The sequence below is a fragment of the Haloferax sp. SDI50 genome, assembly GCF_059802635.1.
Map to the genome: position 1 here is coordinate 2,624,198 of NZ_JBPULL010000001.1, position 17,250 is coordinate 2,641,447.

General features: G+C 69.3%; 20 protein-coding genes. 6 read left to right on the forward strand and 14 right to left on the reverse strand.

Going from position 1 to position 17,250, the window contains the following annotated elements:
* Positions 1 to 20: 20 nt before the first annotated feature.
* From ACSR87_RS13845 to ACSR87_RS13855, 3 genes are all read right to left on the reverse strand, one after another.
* A complete protein-coding gene (locus ACSR87_RS13845; RefSeq protein WP_498530858.1) occupies positions 21 to 713 on the reverse strand; it encodes a cytochrome c biogenesis CcdA family protein in 693 nt (230 codons plus the stop codon).
* Positions 713 to 1,303 carry a TlpA family protein disulfide reductase gene (locus ACSR87_RS13850; protein WP_498530859.1) on the reverse strand — a complete coding sequence of 197 codons (591 nt, stop codon included), beginning with the start codon at positions 1,301 to 1,303 and terminating at the stop codon, positions 713 to 715. The genes ACSR87_RS13845 and ACSR87_RS13850 overlap by 1 nt, the downstream gene beginning before the upstream one ends.
* 147 nt (positions 1,304 to 1,450) lie before the next feature.
* Entirely contained in the window at positions 1,451 to 2,134 is a 684-nt protein-coding gene (locus ACSR87_RS13855) for a DsbA family protein (RefSeq protein ID WP_498530860.1), read from the reverse strand.
* 183 nt (positions 2,135 to 2,317) lie between these two features.
* On the opposite strand from ACSR87_RS13855, the gene ACSR87_RS13860 reads away from it, so the two are divergent.
* Positions 2,318 to 2,731, forward strand: coding sequence for a 2Fe-2S iron-sulfur cluster-binding protein (locus ACSR87_RS13860; protein ID WP_498530861.1), 414 nt, complete (start codon positions 2,318 to 2,320; stop codon positions 2,729 to 2,731).
* Between the two features lie 13 nt (positions 2,732 to 2,744).
* Here ACSR87_RS13860 and ACSR87_RS13865 read toward each other — a convergent pair whose 3' ends face one another.
* Positions 2,745 to 3,323, reverse strand: coding sequence for an NUDIX hydrolase (locus ACSR87_RS13865; protein WP_498530862.1), 579 nt, complete (start codon positions 3,321 to 3,323; stop codon positions 2,745 to 2,747).
* 163 nt (positions 3,324 to 3,486) lie between these two features.
* Here ACSR87_RS13865 and ACSR87_RS13870 point away from each other — a divergent pair, with 163 nt between their 5' ends.
* Positions 3,487 to 3,696 (forward strand): hypothetical protein, encoded by a 210-nt coding sequence (locus ACSR87_RS13870; protein ID WP_004043693.1) that lies wholly within the window; start codon positions 3,487 to 3,489, stop codon positions 3,694 to 3,696.
* A gap of 35 nt (positions 3,697 to 3,731) precedes the next feature.
* Positions 3,732 to 4,160 (forward strand): RNA-binding protein, encoded by a 429-nt coding sequence (locus ACSR87_RS13875; RefSeq protein ID WP_004063682.1) that lies wholly within the window; start codon positions 3,732 to 3,734, stop codon positions 4,158 to 4,160.
* A 42-nt stretch (positions 4,161 to 4,202) separates the two neighbouring features.
* On the opposite strand, the gene ACSR87_RS13880 is transcribed toward ACSR87_RS13875, so the two are convergent.
* Entirely contained in the window at positions 4,203 to 4,766 is a 564-nt protein-coding gene (locus tag ACSR87_RS13880; protein WP_115802476.1) for a thioredoxin family protein, read from the reverse strand.
* A gap of 81 nt (positions 4,767 to 4,847) precedes the next feature.
* Complete coding sequence (locus tag ACSR87_RS13885; protein ID WP_115802477.1) at positions 4,848 to 5,273, reverse strand: EamA family transporter; 426 nt, start codon at positions 5,271 to 5,273, stop codon at positions 4,848 to 4,850.
* A 197-nt stretch (positions 5,274 to 5,470) separates the two neighbouring features.
* Here ACSR87_RS13885 and ACSR87_RS13890 point away from each other — a divergent pair, with 197 nt between their 5' ends.
* Positions 5,471 to 5,668 carry a DUF7501 family protein gene (locus ACSR87_RS13890; protein ID WP_004063678.1) on the forward strand — a complete coding sequence of 66 codons (198 nt, stop codon included), beginning with the start codon at positions 5,471 to 5,473 and terminating at the stop codon, positions 5,666 to 5,668.
* Between the two features lie 38 nt (positions 5,669 to 5,706).
* Here ACSR87_RS13890 and ACSR87_RS13895 read toward each other — a convergent pair whose 3' ends face one another.
* Positions 5,707 to 6,153 (reverse strand): ester cyclase, encoded by a 447-nt coding sequence (locus ACSR87_RS13895; RefSeq protein WP_498530863.1) that lies wholly within the window; start codon positions 6,151 to 6,153, stop codon positions 5,707 to 5,709.
* Positions 6,154 to 6,302: 149 nt separating this feature from the next.
* Here ACSR87_RS13895 and ACSR87_RS13900 point away from each other — a divergent pair, with 149 nt between their 5' ends.
* Positions 6,303 to 6,455: a hypothetical protein gene (locus ACSR87_RS13900; RefSeq protein WP_498530864.1), complete on the forward strand. Its 153-nt coding sequence runs from the start codon at positions 6,303 to 6,305 to the stop codon at positions 6,453 to 6,455.
* Between the two features lie 42 nt (positions 6,456 to 6,497).
* Here the strand turns inward: ACSR87_RS13900 and ACSR87_RS13905 are convergent, their stop codons facing one another.
* The 7 genes from ACSR87_RS13905 to ACSR87_RS13935 all read right to left on the reverse strand — a co-directional run bounded on the left by ACSR87_RS13905 (position 6,498) and on the right by ACSR87_RS13935 (position 15,529).
* The gene (locus ACSR87_RS13905; protein ID WP_498530865.1) at positions 6,498 to 7,736 is read right to left on the reverse strand and encodes an MFS transporter; all 1,239 of its coding nucleotides are present in this window, start codon (positions 7,734 to 7,736) and stop codon (positions 6,498 to 6,500) included.
* Positions 7,737 to 7,818: 82 nt separating this feature from the next.
* Complete coding sequence (locus tag ACSR87_RS13910; RefSeq protein WP_498530866.1) at positions 7,819 to 8,718, reverse strand: DUF58 domain-containing protein; 900 nt, start codon at positions 8,716 to 8,718, stop codon at positions 7,819 to 7,821.
* Between the two features lie 7 nt (positions 8,719 to 8,725).
* A complete protein-coding gene (locus ACSR87_RS13915) occupies positions 8,726 to 9,742 on the reverse strand; it encodes an AAA family ATPase (protein ID WP_498530867.1) in 1,017 nt (338 codons plus the stop codon).
* On the reverse strand, positions 9,735 to 10,658 hold the full coding sequence (locus ACSR87_RS13920; RefSeq protein WP_498530868.1) for a DUF7502 family protein: 924 nt from the start codon (positions 10,656 to 10,658) through the stop codon (positions 9,735 to 9,737). Before ACSR87_RS13920 ends, ACSR87_RS13915 begins: the two co-directional genes overlap by 8 nt.
* The gene (locus ACSR87_RS13925; protein ID WP_498530869.1) at positions 10,651 to 11,274 is read right to left on the reverse strand and encodes a chromosome partitioning protein; all 624 of its coding nucleotides are present in this window, start codon (positions 11,272 to 11,274) and stop codon (positions 10,651 to 10,653) included. The genes ACSR87_RS13920 and ACSR87_RS13925 overlap by 8 nt, the downstream gene beginning before the upstream one ends.
* Positions 11,271 to 13,733 (reverse strand): VWA domain-containing protein, encoded by a 2,463-nt coding sequence (locus ACSR87_RS13930; RefSeq protein WP_498530870.1) that lies wholly within the window; start codon positions 13,731 to 13,733, stop codon positions 11,271 to 11,273. Before ACSR87_RS13930 ends, ACSR87_RS13925 begins: the two co-directional genes overlap by 4 nt.
* On the reverse strand, positions 13,733 to 15,529 hold the full coding sequence (locus ACSR87_RS13935; protein WP_498530871.1) for a DUF7408 domain-containing protein: 1,797 nt from the start codon (positions 15,527 to 15,529) through the stop codon (positions 13,733 to 13,735). The genes ACSR87_RS13930 and ACSR87_RS13935 overlap by 1 nt, the downstream gene beginning before the upstream one ends.
* 230 nt (positions 15,530 to 15,759) lie before the next feature.
* Here ACSR87_RS13935 and arcD point away from each other — a divergent pair, with 230 nt between their 5' ends.
* Complete coding sequence (arcD, locus tag ACSR87_RS13940; protein WP_498530872.1) at positions 15,760 to 17,217, forward strand: arginine/ornithine antiporter ArcD; 1,458 nt, start codon at positions 15,760 to 15,762, stop codon at positions 17,215 to 17,217.
* The last annotated feature ends 33 nt before the right edge of the window (positions 17,218 to 17,250 follow it).

A 17,250-nucleotide genomic window follows, 5' to 3' on the forward strand; every position in this document is an offset into this window, starting at 1 on the left:
CTGTCCTGCTGACTGCGCCCTCAGACGTGTCCCAAAAACGACAGCGCCAGCCAAATCTGCCAGAGGCCGGCGAGCACCATCGCGACCGCGGCGACTTTCTGGACCCATCCGACGTAGCCCGAAAACGAACGGGCGAGTCCGTCGCCGAGCGCGGCCGCGACGGTGACGACCGCCAGCGGGAGCGCCGCGGCCGCGGCGTAGGCTCCGAGCGAGACGACCGCCTGCCCGGTCGGGAGCGCGAGCGACTGGGTGACGACGCCGAGGAAAATCGGGACGACGCAGCCGGCCGCCGCGAGGCCGTACACCCCGCCGAAGACGGCGAAGCCGGTGACTGACGACCGGTACTCCGGGAGGACGACGTGGAGGCTCGGCGCGCGCCCGGTGAACATGAGGACGCCGAAGCCGACGAGCGCCGCGCCGACGAGCGGTTCGAGGAGCGCGAGGTGCGAGGCGATGCGGCCGCCGACGACCGCGAGCGCGCTCCCGATAGCGCCGAGAACGACGAGTGCGGCGAGCGAGGCGACCGCCCCGCGGACGACCGCGCCGCCGAGGTCGGCCTCCTCGCTTGAGAGGTAGTAGCCGACGTAGCCCGGGAGAAGCGGATAGGCGCAGGGCGCGAAGAAGGTGGCGACGCCCGCGCTGACGGCGAACGCGAGCGTGCCGGCGAAGGCGGAGTCGAACCCCAGCGCGGGGCCGAGACCGAACCCGAGCATCAGGCGATGTCCCCGACGGCGGCGCGGAGGTTCTCCTCGCTGGCGAGGCCGCGGTGGGTCCACGTCGCCTCGCCGTCGGCGTCGAAGACGACGAGATACGGGAGGCCGTTCGCGCGGACCGCGCGCATCAGGCTACTGTCGGGGTCGTGGCCGACCGTCCAGTTCCCGTCGTGTTCGGCCCACCAGTCGCGGATGTCGTCCATCGTGAGGCCGCCGCCGAGGCGCTCGTTCGTCACCGAGACGAACGCCACGTCGTCACCGAACTCCTCGTGGAGCGTCCGCAGCGACTCCATCTGGGCGACGCAGGGAGCACACCACGTCGCGAAGAGGTCGAGGACGGTCGGCGTCCCCTCGGCGGGGATTCGAACCTCGCCGGTCGACGACCCCTGCGCGTCGACGGTGTCGATGACGAGCGGGAGGTCGCCGGAACCGGACCCTGACGACGCGGGGGCGGAGGCGGGGTCGGCGGCGTCGCTCGTCGTCTCGGCCGCGTCGCCCGCTTCGGTGGGTGCGGACCCGTCGCCGAGACAGCCCGCGACGCCGGCGACGCCCGCGCCCGCGAGCAGCGAGAGGAGGGCGCGTCGTCTCACCGGGCGTCACCTCGTCGGGGTCGGGAGCGCGGTCGCGTCGTGTGCATACTCGTGGCTAGTGAATCCCGTCGTAAAGCATCGCTGGTGTCGTGCGCGAATCCCGCGCGAGAGGTAGTGTGGGCGTCGAACCACGCGATTCGCGTCCGATTACCGGGCGTTCTCGACGGCGCGCTGGAGGTCGGACCATCGCGGCGCGACCTGCTCGCCGTCGACGAGAACCGTCGGCGTGCCCTGGAAGCCGCGCTCGTCCACGGCCTCGGTCCGCTCGGCTTCGACGAGCGGGCGGTAGCGTTCGCGCGAGGCCGCCGCGGCGACCGAACAGCCGTCGAGGCCGGCGTCGTTCGCGAGCGACTGGAGCGTCGACAGCGACCCCTCGGCGTCGCCGCCGCCGAACTCCGATTGGTTCTCGTAGAGCGTGTGGGCGAAGTCGAAGAAGGTCTCGTCGTCGGCCTCGTCCTGGGCCGCTCGGGTCGCCGAGGCCCCCTTCCACGACCACCATTCGTCCACCGGAATCGGGAAGTCGTGGTGGCGGTAGCGGACGATTCCTTCCGAGACGTACTCGGACCGGAGTTGCGGGGCAACGTCGACCGCGAACGTCGCGCAGTGGGGACAGGCGAAATCCTCCCAGACGTCGACGACGACGCTCGCGTCCTCGGACCCGATGACGGGCGTGGGGAGCGAACTGACCGTGTCGCGTTCGGGGACCTCACAACCGATGGCGGCGACGGCGTCGTTTCCGGACCCGCCGCTTCCGCCGCCGAGACATCCGGCGGTGCCCAGCGTCAGCGCACCCGCCGTGGCGGCGAGGTACGCGCGTCGTGTGTTGCGCATGGTCGAGGTCGGAGACGGACGAACTTAGATTCTCCGAGGCGAATCGCGGGGTTTCGGAGGGCGTTGCCGCTTTTGGTGGTTCGATTCGGGAACACGGAACTCCGGCGACTCACGGCCGACGACCGCGATTTCAGTCGTCTCACAAACGACACTGATTAAGCCTCCTGTGGCGTCACCCAACACGTGCCAACCGTCCACTTCCGCGGCCGGGAAATCGAGTGCGACCGCGGGGACGTCCTCCGCGACGTGCTCCGCGCGGCCGGCGAATCGCCGCACAACGGCCACTCGTCGTGGTTCAACTGTCGCGGCGGGGGCTCGTGCGGTACCTGCGCCGTCCGGGTCCGCGGCCCCGTGACCTACCGGACGAAAAAGGAGCGCCGCCGGCTCCGATTCCCCCCGCACGACCCCGACTCGGGGCTTCGACTCGCGTGTCAGACGGTCGTCCTCGGCGACCTCTGGGTGGAGAAATATCCCGGGTTCTGGGGGCAACACGTCGACGACGCGGAGAGCGACGCGGACGAAGCCGGCGAAGCGGAGGGCGCGCAGGACACGGCGGACACGCCGGACACCCGAGAACGGCGCGAAGCGACCGACTGAGCCGGCCGCCCGGTCAGTCGCCCGCGACGTGGTCGTACCACGACAGCAGGTCGTCGCGGTCGCGGGTGTCCGCCGGAAGCTCCGAGACGCGGAACCACCGCGCGGCCGAGATTTCCTCGTCGGGGTCGTTCACGCTGAGTTCGGCGGCCCCGTCGACTCGGGCGCGGTAGACGGGCATCACGCCCCACGTCTGGTGGCCGTCGCAGCGGATGTCGATTCGGGTAGCCATCGCGAGGCCGCCGTAGTCGGCGGTGATACCGGCCTCTTCAGCGAGTTCGCGCCGGGCGGCCTCGGTGAAGCCCTCGTCGTCCGCGTCGACGCCGCCGCCGGGGAGGACCCAGAGGTCGACGCCCTCGTGGCGGACGAGCAGTATTTCGTCGTCGCGGCGGCGGACGACGGTGTGGACGCCGTAGGGCGTCCCCGTGGACTTCACGCGGGAGGCGAGCGTGCGGAACCGCGGGCGGGAAACGCGGCGGGTGTGAACCGGTTCGAGGTAGTCGGCGTCGGCGTGGTTCCGGCGCAGGCGGTGGTACGCCTGCTCGGCGCGCTGTCGCGCCTCGTCCGCGAGGAACCACAGGTCGTCGACCGTCATCGGCGCGCGGCCGGCGGTCGATGTGCGAGCGGGCGACTCGGCATAGCTCACGGTTCGGTGCGGCTCCACAAATCGGCTTCGACACGCGTCGTCGCGAGCGGCGGAGCCGGCGACTTCGCGGCCAATCATCGCCCTTTTATCCGGTGACGCGGAACCTGTGGGTATGAGCTTCGAGAAAGACGACAAGGTCGTCCTGAACGACAAGCACAGCGAGTTCGACGGCGAGACCGGCACGGTCACGCAGGTCATCGAGAGCATGTTCGGCGAGCCGACCTACACCATCAGCTTCGACGAGGGCCAGGAGGTCGGCATCGCGCAGGACCAGCTCGAAGCCGCCGACGGCGACGACGCGGACGAAGCCGACGAAGAGTAAGCGACCGACACCGACCGACGCCTCTCAGACCCACCATGCCACGCGTTCCGTTCCACTACATCGACCTCCGAACGTTCTGCTACGAGACGGAAGACGAAAAACGGGTCGAGGAGGCGCTTCGGACGTTCCTCCCCGACGAGTTCGACGTCGACCGCGTCGAGAGCACCGGCCACCACGGCGACCGCATCATCGTCTTCTCCGCGCGCGTCGAGCGCGCCAACGACGTGCGGCACGTCCTCGACAAGATACGCGACCTCCCCGACTTCGAGACGCTCCTCGACGAACTCGACCAGCGCGTCACGGACAACACGGAGTTCTTCCTGCGGCTGGACAAACAGGCCGCGTTCAAGGGCGAGGCCCGCCGCGGCGGGGGGCTCACCCTTCGCGCGAAAGTCGAGGCCTACCCGGCGAAGAAGGAAGCCGCGGTGGAGAACGCCCGCGACGCCCTCCTCGGCGACGAGTAGGGTCGTCCGCGAGCCGGTCGAATCGCTTCCGATTTCGCTGTGTTACTCGTCTTTCCACTTGATGGAACAGCCCTGCGAGGGGTACTCCTCGACGGGGATGTCGTCGCCGGCGAGCAGCGCCTCGACGGCCGTCCGCATCTCGTAGTCGGACACCTCGTCGTCGGGGCTCATCGCGTCGTCGATGCGGGAGTGGAACGCGAGTTCGAAGCCGTCGCCGGTGTTCTCGAAGAGGAACGGGTCGGGCGTGCAGACCGCGCCGTACTCCGCGGCGACCGTCTGCGACTCGTCGCGGAGGTAGGCGGTGTACCCAATCGTGCCGTCCGCGACGAGTTCCTGCATTCGTTCGAAGGAGTCCTCGGGGCGGTCCTCGGCGTCGTTGGGGTTGATGCCGACGACCGCGAGGTCGTCGTAGGCGCTGGCGAGGTGGTTCAGCTCCTCGAACTTCGCCTTCGCGTACGGACAGTGGTTGCAGGTGAAGACGACGAGGAGCGCGTCGTAGTCAGCGAACGACGAGAGGGAGTACGTCTCGCCGTCGGTGCCGGGGAGTTCGAAGTCGGGGGCGGCGTCGCCGCGTTCGAGTTCGGAGTCGGATTCGAGCAGTACCATGTCGCCACGTTGGCCCGCGAACATGAAAAGCGGTTGGCCCGCGGCAGTTCCGCGTCGCCTTCGGCGGCTCCGAGACGCCCCTCAGTCGATGGAGACGAGGGCGATTGCGAGGACCGCGAAGCCGATGCCGGCCACCTTGCGAACCGTCAGCGGTTCGCCGAGCGCGACGATGCCGACGACCGACGAAATCGCGAGGAACATCCCGAAGATGGGAGCGACGATAGAGACGGGGCCGAGCGCCAGCGCCCGGTAGTACGAGAGGATGCCGACCGCGAGGCAGGCACCGGCGGCGAGAACGTAGGGAAGTTTCGGGCTGATGACCGAGTCCGTGACGCTCTGCCCGGAGACGACGATGACCCCGACGGTTCCCACGACGAGCACGCCGTTAGCGACCAGTGCGGCCACGTCGCTCGGGATTTTGGCCTGGCCGGTCGTCGCCACTTTCATCAGCGGCGCGACGAGCGAGTAGGCCCCGAGCGCGACGACCGCCCACGAGAGATAGTTCACGGGTAGAACGCCGCCCCGAGTCGTGTATAGGGTTACGATTCGACCGCAAGCCGACGGGAGTGAACCGCGATAACACGGTGACGGCCCGATATCACTCGATTTAGAATCGAGTATGTGTTCTCCCCGGAGATAGACAAATGAGACTAGATAGCGCCATCGACCAAATTTTTATCAAGTATTATCGCGTATTGGTGCGTATGTCTCAGGAAGTACAACCCTCGGTCATCGCGCACACGTGGGACGACCCGACTCGCTGTCCGTTCTGTCTCGACGAACTGGAGAGCGAAGGAGAGGGGTTCATGGACCACCTCGAAGAGAGCCCCATCTGTCAACAGGGGTTCGGCATGTGGCGCGATGCGGTCGCCGACGACGTCCGCGGCGAGTGGTCCGGATAGGCGGCCAAAAATCGGTTGTTTTTCGCGGTGCAGTCGGTTCACTCGGGTGCGACGCCGAGCTGTGACAGCATGGTCATGCTGTCGGTGCTGTTCCACTCCTCGACGCACAGTCCACCCTCGTAGCGCGCTTCCACGAGTCCCCACGTGTCCAGCTTGCGGTGGGTCGCCGGAATATCGCCGCGGGCGCTCCGGAGCGTCCCGTCGTGGGTGCCGGTCAGCCGATACCGACCGTAGACGCGGTCGTCCCGCGCCGTCACGTCGAACAGCTCGACGTGGAAGTCGGAGAAGGCGTCGTGGTACCGCCGCGCCCACTCTTCGACCGCGTCGGTCCCGATGATTCCCTCGGGGTCCGAAAAAGCGTGGACCTCGACCAGCGGGTCGTACTCCTCTCTGATGACCTCGTAGTCGCGTTTGTTCCACAGTTCGTCCGCCACGCGCATGAACGAGTCCCGGTGCTGTTGTTCTCGCTCGGATGTTGCTGCCATTTCCACCACCGTCCGGAGAGACGGCCGACAGCGGCTTAGTTATGGATTCTTGGCATCACGAACGTCGCGAGCGAAGGGAATGACGAACCGACCACCGGCGAGTTCGAAGCGTCAATAAGGTTATGGGTTCGGCGTCAAAACCCCGTCGTATGACTACTCGCGTCTCCCCGATTGCGGTGTTCGTTCCGGGGCTCGTCTTCGGCGGTGCCGGCTTCGCGTTTCTGGGGCCGTTCGGTGCCGGCTTCGGCGCGGTCGTCGGCATCGCGCTCGGGGTGCTCGTGGGTCGAGGAGACGAGTACTGAGCGCGACGCACCGGTGGACCGCCGCGCACGAACGCGCCACTCTCAGTCGCTCGGGGTCGCCTGCGGCCGTCGCGCCGACCCGTCGACCCGGCCGAGGAGCCACCGGGTCAGCCCGAACGACAGCAGGCCGAGGACGGCGACGACGCCGAAGGTGACGCGCACGCCGGCGAGGTCGATGAGCGCCCCGAACGCCGGAGGTGCGACGGCCCCGCCGAGCGAGATGCCGACGGTAACGACGGCGAAGTTTTTCCCGAGGTCGGCGCGCTCCGAGAGGCGGTCCGCGAGCGTCGAGCGCGCGGGCCGAGAGACGCTGATGGTCCCGCTGAAGGGGAGAATCAACGCGACGAGCGCGAGCGGGAGCGACCCGGTCGCCAAGAGCGCCCCCAGTCCGGCGAGCGCGGCGTAGCCGCCGAGGGCGACCGTTCCGGGGCCGACGCGGTCGGTGAGCGCGCCGCCGACGAGAATCGTCCCCGCGCCGACGACGAGCATCGCCGTGACGAGGAGGTTCGCCGTGCCCGGCGCGAGGCCGTAGCCGGCGGTGAGCAGTTGCGGCGAATACGTCCGGATGCACCACGCGGCCGCCGAGGTGAGAAACGAGAGGAGCGCGAGCCCCATCAGCCCCGCCGACGAGAGGAGTTCCGACGCGCCCCGCCGGACCCCCGCGAGCGTGGGGCGAGACGACGGACGGTCCTCCGCGGCCGGTTTCCGGATTCGCTCGGGGAAGCCGCGGGCGACCGGGAGCGCGACGAGCGCGAACGCCGCGCCGAAGACGGCGATGCCCGCGACGGTCCAGCGCCAGCCGAGGCCGACCGCGCCGACGCCGGCGGCGATGGCGTACGAGACGGCGAAGCCGAGCGACCCGCCGAGCGCGTGCAGCGAGTACGCCCGCCCGCGGTTCGTCTCCGAGGAGGCGGTCGCTAACAGCGGGTAGTGCGCGGGGTGGTGGCCCGCGATGCCGACGCCGAGGAGCGCCTGCGAGGCGAGGAGCCACGGGTACGAGGGCGCGAGCGCGGTGGCGACGATGCCCGCCGCGCCGAACCCGAGCGAGATGGCGAGGACGAGCGTCCGGCTTCGCGCGTCGGAGAGGTAGCCGAAGGGGAGTTGCAGGAGCGTCACGACGCCGCCTTGGACGCCGATGGCGAGGCCGACGGCGGCGATACTCACGCCGAAGTCGTCGGCGACGAGGCCGATGACGGGCGCGAGCGCGACCAGATAGGCGTGGTTGACGACGTGCGAGCCGGCGACGAGGCCGACCACGCGGCGCTCCTGTGTCTCCGTCACACCGACTACTGGGCGGTGGGCCGTGAAAAACTCGCGGTCCGCGGCGACGGCGGTCCGGCGCGTGGGTCAGCTGTCACCGGGGTCAGCTGCCACCGCGGCCACCGCGCCGTTCCCCGCCGAGCCGCGCGCCGAGCCAGAGGTCGGAGAACGTGTCGAAGAACTCCGCGCCGGTGTCGACGAGTTCGCGCTCGATGCCGAGCGCCTGACACCGCTCGTCCACCGCCGCGAGATGCGATTGGAGCCGGTCTGTGTACTGCCGCGCCGCCGACCCGCCGAAGTAGGTCCGGCGGGTCGCCTCGGACTCGGGGTCCTCGAAGATGGCGTCGCCCGTCGCCTCCGGGCCGAGTTCCTCCGGGGTGAGCACCTGCGCGACGAGCACGTCGTTTCGCGCGAGCGCGGCGAGGCCGGACGCCACGTCGTCGGGGTCGAAAAGCAGGTCGCTCACGACGACCACGAGCGACCGCGAGTGGATGGTCTCGGCGTAGGTCGAAAGCGCCGCCGTGATGTCGCCGTCGCCGCCGGGCGTCGTCTCGTTGAGCCGCTCGACGAGTCGGAGCACCTCGCCGCGGCTCGACGCGTCGGTGTCGATGCGGTCGGGCAGGTCGCCGAGGAGCGAAAACCGGAAGTCGTTGTTCTCTTCGGCCGTCAGGTGGCAGAAGCCGAGGCCGAGCTTCGCGCCGTACTCGAACTTGTTCGCGCCGGCCTCGCCGAAGTCCATCGACGCCGAGGCGTCGAGGAGGACGTGGACCGTCAGGTTCCGCTCGGCCTCGAACCGCTTGATGAACAGCTCCTCGGTGCGGGCGTACACCTTCCAGTCGATGAGCCGCGGGTCGTCGCCGGCGGCGTACCGGCGGTGGTCGCTGAACGTGAGCCCCTCGCCCACGTCCGGCGACTCCTGTTCGCCCTGCCGCTGGGCGTTCGAGACGCGCTTCAGCGAGGTGTCGAAGCGGTCGAGTTCGTCGAGGAAGCCGGGGTCTATCATCGCTCGGTCACTCGTTCAACAGCCGTTGAATCACGTCGTCGGGGTCGAGTCCCTCGCGCTCCGCCCGGAAGTCGAGGATGATGCGGTGTCTGATGACCGGCGGGGCCATCTCGACCACGTCCTCCCACGAGACGTGGGTGCGCCCGTGGACGAACGCCCGCGCCTTCGCGGCGAGGACGAGCGCCATGCTCGCGCGGGGGCTGGCGCCGAACTCGACCTGCTCGTCCTCGCGGGTGCTGCGGACCAGTTCGATAGTCCGGTTGCGGATGTCGTCGGAGATGGGCACCTGCCGGACGAGTTGCTGCGCGGCGAGCAGGTGCGTCCGCGGCAGGACGCGCTCGACCTCGGGCGACTCGCCGCCCTCGGCGTACTGCTTGACGATGGTCCGCTCCTCGTCGAACTCGGGGTAGTCGACGAGAATCTTCATCAGGAAGCGGTCGGTCTGCGCCTCCGGGAGCGGGTAGGTGCCGCCCTGGTCGATTGGGTTCTGCGTGGCGAGGACGAAAAACGGGTCCGGAAGCTCGTAGGTCTCGCCCGCGGCGGTCACCTGTTTTTCCTGCATGGCTTCGAGGAGCGCGGCCTGCGTCTTCGGCGTCGCGCGGTTTATCTCGTCGGCGAGGACGACGTTGGCGAAGATGGGGCCGCGCTCGAACACGAAGTCGCGGCCCTCCGGCGTCTCGCGGATGATTTCGGTGCCCGTGATGTCCGAGGGCATCAGGTCGGGCGTGTTCTGCACGCGCGAGAACCCCAGGTCCGTCGCGTCCGAGAGGGCTCGCACGAGCGTCGTCTTCCCCAGTCCGGGGTTCGATTCGAGGAGCGCGTTGCCGTCGCAGAGGACGCAGACGAGGAGTCGCTCGACCACGTCGTGCTGGCCGATGATGCGCTTTCCGACCTCGTCTCTGACCGCGCCGACGCTCGCTTGGAGTTCCTCGATGCTGAGGTCGTCGTCTGTCGGGACCGCGGCGTCGGCGTCGACCGCGGTTCGCTGTCCGTCGTCTCCGAATCGGTCTGGGTTGTCACTCATCTTCGTTCTCTCGTATCTCTAAGGTGTAGTCGCGAATCAGGTCGGCCTCTTCGAGCGTGTCGTCGGCGAGGTAGCCGGCGCGCTGGCTCTCGACGGCGCTGTCGCTGCCGTAGCCGGTCGAGTCGTAGGCCGCGGCCGACGAGTCCGGCCCGTCGCCGTCGCCGCTGCCGCCGGTCCCGGCGACGGTGGCGTTCAACTGCTCCGAGCCGGCGGCCACGTCTTCGGGGTCGCCGAGGATGGAACTGCCGTTCTGGAGCCGCGTCTCCTCGTCGGAGACCTGGTCGGGGCGGTCGCCCGCGGAGACACCGTCCCCGGCGAGTCCCTCGAACTGGATGTCCGAGATGGCGACCTGGATGCTCCCCGCCGAGAGGAGCAGGGCGACGAGCAGCGCGCCGACGATGCGGCGGGTCGGCAGCAGTTCCACCGACGACGACTCCCGCAGACGGGCCAGTACGTCGTCGTAGAGCGCGACCGACATGCGCGAGTCGCGGTTCGGGTTCCCGTCGTCGGCGACGAGGTCGCGGGCGGTCCGCAGCGCCTCGGCGACCGACGGGTTCACTTCCTCGAACTGCTCGACCGCCGGCACCCGCATCAGGATGAGGTACTCCGCGACGCCGACGAGGAGGCCCACCGCGAGAGCGAGCGGGACGGCGACGTGGACCGAGACGGCCGGGTCCACCCGCGGGAGGAAGCCGAGCGACACCGACGACCGGACGGGGAGTTCGACGACCCGGAACGCGACGTTCGCCAACAGCGTCGCGGCCGCGGCGTCGACGACGCTGGAGACGACGGCGGCCTTCGCGGCCTCGCGGCGAACCTCGCTCACGGCGTCGGCCATTTCCTCGCGGCGAGCGGCTCCCGCGTCGTCCGGCGAACCTCCCTCGTCGGCGGCGGTGTCGGGTGCCTTGTCAGACATCGCTACACACCGCCGGTTCGCTGCCGTCTTGGTAGCCGGCACAGGCCTGCTGGAGTTCGGCCCGGAGTTCGTCGACCCGGTCTTCGAGGCGGGAGACCTCGGACCGAAGCGAATCAATCTGGTTTTCCAGTCGGTCGTTCGTCGCTTCGAGCTCCTCGTTATCCGTTTCGAGGTCGTCTATCCGGTTTTCGAGGCGGTTGCGCTGTTCTTCGAGGTCGTCGAGCGTCGCCGTGAGTTCGCTGATTCGGCTCCGGGCGTCTTCGAGGTTGTTTTCCGTCTCCTGAAGTTCGCCCCGGGTCGACGACAGCTCGTTTTGCGTCGACGACAGCTGCGACTCCGTATCTTCGAGGCTGTCGGAGACCTGCGACACGTCGCCCCGGGTGCGTTCGAGGCTGTCGTTCAGCTCCCGTAGCTCCGTCCGCGTCGCCGACAGGTTCTGTCGGGTTTGCGAAAGGTCCTCTTCGAGCGCCGCGTTTCGCTCGCGCAACTGCTCGTTCTGTTGGTCGAGCGAGTCGACCGAGTACTGGTAGAACATCGTCGCGCCGACGGTTCCGGCGGTAAGAAGGACGACGATAGCGACGAGACCGAGGTTCAGGGACCGACCCAGGGCACTCATATCAGACCACCTTCACTTTGCGTTCGACCCCGATACACTTGAAGACGCCGGGCGAGCACCTCGGCGAGATACAGGAGGAACGCGGCGGCGACGAACGCGACCGCCCAGTCGTCGCGCACGGGTTGGACGCCGGCGGCGTTGTCGCGGGCGGAGGCGGCGATTTCGGCCGCGTCGTTGGGGCCGTACATCGTCCCGCCGCTGTCGGAGACGGCGGCTTCGAGCGCGGCCGACCGGCCGAACCCGGCGTGCTCGACGGGGTAGTTCACGGCGAAGGCGGTGTCGAGTACGTCCCGATAGCCCGTCTCCGTGGGGACGACCGTCGCCTCGTAGACGCCGGGGCTGACCGCCGAAAAGCGCAGTCCCTCGACGCCCTGCGGGCGCTCGCCGCCGCGGTAGACGACGGTCGTCGACTGGTCGACCCGGGTGTCCGACACCTCGGTGACGCCGGACGCCTTCCGCTCGGGGTCACCGATGACGTAGTTCGTGGACTTGGTGAGCAGGAGCGAGTCGGGACTTTGGAGCAGGCCGTCGAGCGTGCCGTCGCCCGCGTAGGTGGTGACGGTGGCGACGCGACCGAGCCCGTAGCGCCACGACGCGACCGCGGGAGTGCCGTCGTCGGCCGCGACGAGGAAGTTCGCACCGCTCCTGACCGACACGTCGTTGACGCTGCCGGGGTTCGCGGTCAGTTCCACCCCGGCGGTGACGAAGTCGTTCTGGTCGACGACCGTGAGGCCGTCGCCGGCGTACTGGCGGTTCGACCCGCCGAAGAGGATGCGGAGCCGGTCGGTCTCGTCGGCTCTGAGGTAGTTCCCGCCGGACGCCCGCGCGATGGCTCGGAGGGTCCGTTCGTTCGGGTTCGGCCCGGTTCCGATGGTGATGACGCTGACCCCGTCGCGACCGAGTTGGTCCGCGAGCGTCGCGGCGTCTTGGAACCGGTCGTGCCCGTCGCTGATGAGGATAATCGTCCCGCGCCTGTCGCCGAGCTGCTGGGCCGCGCCGTCGAGGCCGACGGCGATGTCGGTCGCGCCGCCGGACTCGAGGCGACGGATGAGGTCGGCGGTCGACTCGCGGTTCGGCCCGAGCGGGCGGAGCGGCGAGACGTCGTAGGCGCGGTAGTTGAAGCCGACGATGCCGACCCGGTTTTCGTCGCCGAGTTGGTCGAGCGCGTCGAGCGCGACCGACTTCTGGACGCGCATCCCGCTTTCCGCGCTGCCGGAGACGTCGATGGCGAAGACGAGGTTCGTCTGCTGGGACGCGCCCTCGCCGGTCGTGACCGGCAGCATCGACGCGAGGCTCGACCCGTCGTAGCCGCCGTTTTCGAACGCGTTGCGCCCGCCGACGGTCAGCAGACCGCCGCCGTCGATGACGAACCGCTGGAGCGAGTCGGTGTTGCCCACGTCCTCGGCGCGGAGGTCTTGGAGGACGACGGCGTGGTACGACGAGAGGTCCGCGGGGACGGTCTCGGCGGTCTCCACGTCGTACAGCTGCGAGAGGTAGTCGCGGAACGGGTAGTCGCCGCGGGAGACGTACAGCACCCGCGGGGGCTCGACCACGCGGACCGTCTTGCGGAACACGTCGTTCGTCTCGAAGCGGTCGTCGCCGTCGATGCGGGCGGTGACGCGGTGGGTGCCGGTGGTCTCGAACGTCCGGGAGAACTCGATGCCGTCGGTGGTGTTGACCGTCTCGCGGGCGACCTCCTCGCCGTCGACGTCCACGACGAGTTCGACGGTCGCGGTCTCGACGTCGTCGGGGACGACCCCGTCGACCTGCGCGAGGAAGGAGTTCTCGACGCCGACGCTGGTTTTCGACGGGCCGCTGACGGTGACGTACTGTTCGGTCTCGGTCGGTTCGACCCCGACCGCGCTCACGGTCGCGTTGAGGTCGCGGGCGAGCGTCGTCGCGGACGCGAGGCTCCGCCCCGAAGTGACCCGCCCGTCGGAGACGAGGACGACCGTCCCGTTCGGCCTGAGGTTGGCCGCGACGGCGTCACCGATGGGCGACGACCCGCCGCGGGCAACGGTCGAGGTGGTGACGGGGACGCCTTCGTCCTCGATGTCCGACGCGAGCTGCGACGCCACGTCCTCGGTGACGGCCATGCTGTCGGAGTCGTCGACGAGGAGCGTCACCTGCGGGTCGCCGTCGGTCATCCGGGTCGTGACGGTGTACGGTCCCGCGGCCGCGACGACCAAGAGGACGACGACGAGAAGCCGGGACGCGAACAGGAGCCGCCGGGAGCGCCCGCCGGCGGTCCCGTCGGCCCCGCGGAAGATGAGCGCCCACGCGAGGAGCGCGGCCACCGGGAGCGCGACGAGAAACAGCGGGCGCTGGAGGCCGAGGGTCCGCCCGGCGGCCTCGACCGTCCACGCGAGGGGCGTCGTCGCGGCGGCGGGAGTCGTGGCGGCGACGCCGACATCCGCCAGCGCGGACAGTACGGCCGACGCCGCTCCGAGCGCCGCCATCAGAGGTCACCCCGCCGGCGCAGGTAGGCCAACTCGACCATCGTCGCCGCGAGCGCGACCAGCGCGGCCCACTCGGTGAGCGGGTCCGGAACCTCGCGCTCTTCGACCCGCGTCGGGTAGTCCGCGGGGGCCGACTCGCCGTCCAGCGGCGCGGCGGCCACGTCGGACTCGGCCTCGCTGAGCAGCGACGCCGAGAACCGCTCGTCGCCGACGCGGTAGAAGCCGGCGTCGTCGAGGCGGACCTCCGGGCCGGTCGCCTCGCCCGCGGGCGTCTCGACGGTCTGGTTCGCGCCCGCCGCGAGCGACCCGCCGGTCGCCCGGTTCAACTCGGAGAGCGTCGAGCGCCCGGCGAGGTAGAACACCGAGCGCTTCCAGAACACGGGGTACTGGTAGTTGTACTTGAACGCGGAACTGTCCTCCATGAAGCCGTAGTAGAGGACGCGGCCGGCCCCGCGGCGCTCGACGGCGACGAGCGAGGTGCCGTCGGTCGTGTTCACGAGCGACTGGCCGGACCGGAGGTCGCCCGCGACGTACTCGGTCGGCGGCGGGAAGGTGATATCGCGGGTTATCGGATGGCTCTCGACGGTCCCGATGGTCGGATTCGTCCCGACGCTTCCCTGCGAGACGAGCCGCAGGTCGCCGTAGCTCGGTGACTCCTCTTGGGCCTGAATCGCCACGCCGCCGCCGTCGGCGACGATTTCGCGGCCGGCCTCGACGTTGCCCGCGAGCAGCCGACCGGGGTTGACGTTGCTGTAAATAACCACGTCGTAGTTCGTCGAGACGGCCGTCGGCGGGTTGTCCACGGTCAAAGACACCTCGGGGATGACCGACAGCGCGGCCGTCAGATATCGGTTCTCGTCGTTCGTGAGGACGAGCACGTCCACCGAGGCGTCCTCGGGGGCCGCGACGTACAGCGCGTCGTCGGTCGGGAAGGCGTCGCCCGGCGAGAGTTCGGCGCGCCCGCCGCCCGCGGGGACCGGGAGCGTCGCGGTCGCCACGTCGCCGGGGTCCATCCGGACCTCTCGGGTGGCTCCGGCGAGAGAGAGCGTCCGCGTCGCCGCCGAGTCGCCGTAGTTCTTCACCGTCACGGTGACGTTCGCGCCGGAGAAGCGCCGGTCGACGATGCCGACGTTGCCCGCGCCGCCGCCCGCGAACTGCTGGAGTTCGACCACGAGGCCGCGGGCGCGGGCTTCGCGGACCGCGTCGCTCCACGGCGAGTCGTCCGCGAAGTCGCTCAGAACGACGACGCGGGCGTCCTCGCCGGCGACGGAGGCGGCGGCGGTAATCGCGGAGCGCAGGTCACCCGGCGCGTCGCTCGCTTGCAGGCCGTCGAGGGCGGCGCGGGCGTCGGTCGCGCTCCCCCGGCGGAGTACCACGTCCGCGTTCGCGCCCGCCGCGATGACCGATGTCGTGCCGGACACCTCGTCTCGCGCCGCGGCGAGGGCGCTGTCGAATCGGGTCCCGCCGCCGTCGCGGACGCCCATGCTCGCGCTCGTGTCCACGACGAGGACGGTCTCTTGGACCGTCTCCGACTCGGGGACCATCACGTACGGCGTCGCCAGCGAGCCGACGAGCGCGACGAGCGCGACCAGTTGGATGAGGAGAAGCAGGCTCCGAAGCAGCCGGTCGAAGATGGGGTTCGAAGCGCTTCGCCCCGCCGCGTCCGCGAGGAACCGGAAGGTTGGGAGGGTCCGCCGGACCGGCTCCGGCCGCAACAGATAGAGGATGATGAGCGGGACTGCCCCCAGGAGGGCGACCAACCCGAGGGGAAACAAGAAGAACTCGGTGAGGGCCATGCCCAACTCGTGGCGCGCCTCCGGTATGTCTGTTTCCCTATTTGTTGACACGTTCCGCAATACCGACCTATCGGAGTGCGTGACTGTTCGGCGCAACCGACCGGGACCGCTCGCCCGAAAGATTACCGTTGAGCATTATATTGTCAACTAAAAGTACGTCATTGCATAACAATGCACTTGAATCATAACACGACACAATTTTATGCTCTAAAGTTATTTGTTGAGCCACGATGGGAACTGATAGGTACACACCGCGGTCGTACGACGACATCGCCCCGGACCAGCGTCCGACGCTGAAACAGGCGCTCGTTCCGGTGCTCGGACTCGTCGCCTTCCTCGGTCTCGGGTCGGCGTGGCTGGGGCTCGACCCGCACATCCCGCTCATCTGGAGTATCGCGCTGGTCGGCCTCCTCGGTCGGTTCGTCTGGGGCTACACCTGGGAGGACCTCTACGAGGGCATCGAACGCAGTCTGGCGATGGGGTTACAGGCGATTCTCATCCTGTTTACCATCTACGGCGTCGTCTCGACGTGGGTCGCCGCGGGGACGATTCCGACGCTGATGTACTACGGCCTCGACCTGCTGTCGCCGCAGGTGTTCCTGCCCGCGACGGCGCTCCTCGTCGGCATCGCCACCTTCGCCATCGGTTCGTCGTGGACCGCGGTCGGCACGCTCGGCGTCGCCTTCATCGGCATCGGCTCGGGGCTCGGCGTCCCCGAACCGATGACGGCCGGCGCGATTCTCACCGGCGCGTACGCGGGCGACAAGCAGTCGCCGCTGTCGGACACGACGAACCTCGCCGCCGCCGTCACGAACACCGACCTCTACGACCACATCCGCGCGATGCGGAACGGAACGGCCGTCGCGTTCGGCCTCTCGCTCGTCGGCTTCGTCATCCTCAGCCTCGGCATCACCGGGACGATTCCGGCCGGCCAAATCGCCGATATTCAGACCGCGCTCGCCTCCACCTACGACATCACGCTCCTCGCGTTTCTGCCGCTCGCGGTCACCTTCGGCCTCGCCGCGGCTGGCTACCCCGCGCTGACGGTCCTCCTCGCCGGCGCGTTCGCCGGCGCGTTCACGAGCATCCTCGTGCAGGGCGCGTCGTTCGTCACGGCGTGGCAGACGTTCATGAGCGGCACCGGCCCGGAAACCGGCTCCGAACTCGTCAACAGCCTGCTCGCGTCCGGCGGCGTCTCCGGCTCCGCGTGGACCATCGCCATCGTCGTCGCGGCGCTGACGCTCGGCGGCCTGCTCGAACAGACGGGCGTCCTCGCCGTCCTCGCCCACCGACTTCAGCGCGGCATCCGGAGCCCGCGTCTGCTCGTCGCTTCGACCGGCATCTCGGCGATGCTGACCAACGCGCTCACCGCCCAGCAGTACATGAGCATCGTCGTCCCCGGCATGACGCTCCGCGACACCTACGACGAGTTCGGCCTCGACAGCTCGGACCTCTCGCAGGCCATCGAGTCCGCCGGGACGCCGACCGGCGCGCTCCTCCCGTGGCACGCCGGCGGCGCGTACATGGCCGGCGTCCTCGGCGTCTCGACGCTCCAGTACGCCCAGTACTACTTCTTCGGCTACCTCTCGCCGCTCGTGCTGTTCGCCTTCGTCCTCGCGGGCGTCGGCTTCTCGGGCAACAGCGCGGCACAGCCCGGTCCCGCCGCTACCGCATCGGACGACGACTAACGCGACGAAAACTCGCGCCGCGATATCGAACCG

Bases quoted from the DNA above. Each gene is read 5' to 3' on its own strand.
- ACSR87_RS13845 (WP_498530858.1), bottom strand. From the start codon at position 713: ATGCTCGGGTTCGGTCTCGGCCCCGCGCTGGGGTTCGACTCCGCCTTC.
- ACSR87_RS13855 (WP_498530860.1), bottom strand. From the start codon at position 2,134: ATGCGCAACACACGACGCGCGTACCTCGCCGCCACGGCGGGTGCGCTG.
- ACSR87_RS13865 (WP_498530862.1), bottom strand. From the start codon at position 3,323: ATGACGGTCGACGACCTGTGGTTCCTCGCGGACGAGGCGCGACAGCGC.
- ACSR87_RS13870 (WP_004043693.1), top strand. From the start codon at position 3,487: ATGAGCTTCGAGAAAGACGACAAGGTCGTCCTGAACGACAAGCACAGC.
- ACSR87_RS13875 (WP_004063682.1), top strand. From the start codon at position 3,732: ATGCCACGCGTTCCGTTCCACTACATCGACCTCCGAACGTTCTGCTAC.
- ACSR87_RS13880 (WP_115802476.1), bottom strand. From the start codon at position 4,766: ATGGTACTGCTCGAATCCGACTCCGAACTCGAACGCGGCGACGCCGCC.
- ACSR87_RS13890 (WP_004063678.1), top strand. From the start codon at position 5,471: ATGTCTCAGGAAGTACAACCCTCGGTCATCGCGCACACGTGGGACGAC.
- ACSR87_RS13895 (WP_498530863.1), bottom strand. From the start codon at position 6,153: ATGGCAGCAACATCCGAGCGAGAACAACAGCACCGGGACTCGTTCATG.
- ACSR87_RS13900 (WP_498530864.1), top strand. From the start codon at position 6,303: ATGACTACTCGCGTCTCCCCGATTGCGGTGTTCGTTCCGGGGCTCGTC.
- ACSR87_RS13910 (WP_498530866.1), bottom strand. From the start codon at position 8,718: ATGATAGACCCCGGCTTCCTCGACGAACTCGACCGCTTCGACACCTCG.
- ACSR87_RS13915 (WP_498530867.1), bottom strand. From the start codon at position 9,742: ATGAGTGACAACCCAGACCGATTCGGAGACGACGGACAGCGAACCGCG.
- ACSR87_RS13920 (WP_498530868.1), bottom strand. From the start codon at position 10,658: ATGTCTGACAAGGCACCCGACACCGCCGCCGACGAGGGAGGTTCGCCG.
- ACSR87_RS13925 (WP_498530869.1), bottom strand. From the start codon at position 11,274: ATGAGTGCCCTGGGTCGGTCCCTGAACCTCGGTCTCGTCGCTATCGTC.
- ACSR87_RS13930 (WP_498530870.1), bottom strand. From the start codon at position 13,733: ATGGCGGCGCTCGGAGCGGCGTCGGCCGTACTGTCCGCGCTGGCGGAT.
- ACSR87_RS13935 (WP_498530871.1), bottom strand. From the start codon at position 15,529: ATGGCCCTCACCGAGTTCTTCTTGTTTCCCCTCGGGTTGGTCGCCCTC.
- arcD (WP_498530872.1), top strand. From the start codon at position 15,760: ATGGGAACTGATAGGTACACACCGCGGTCGTACGACGACATCGCCCCG.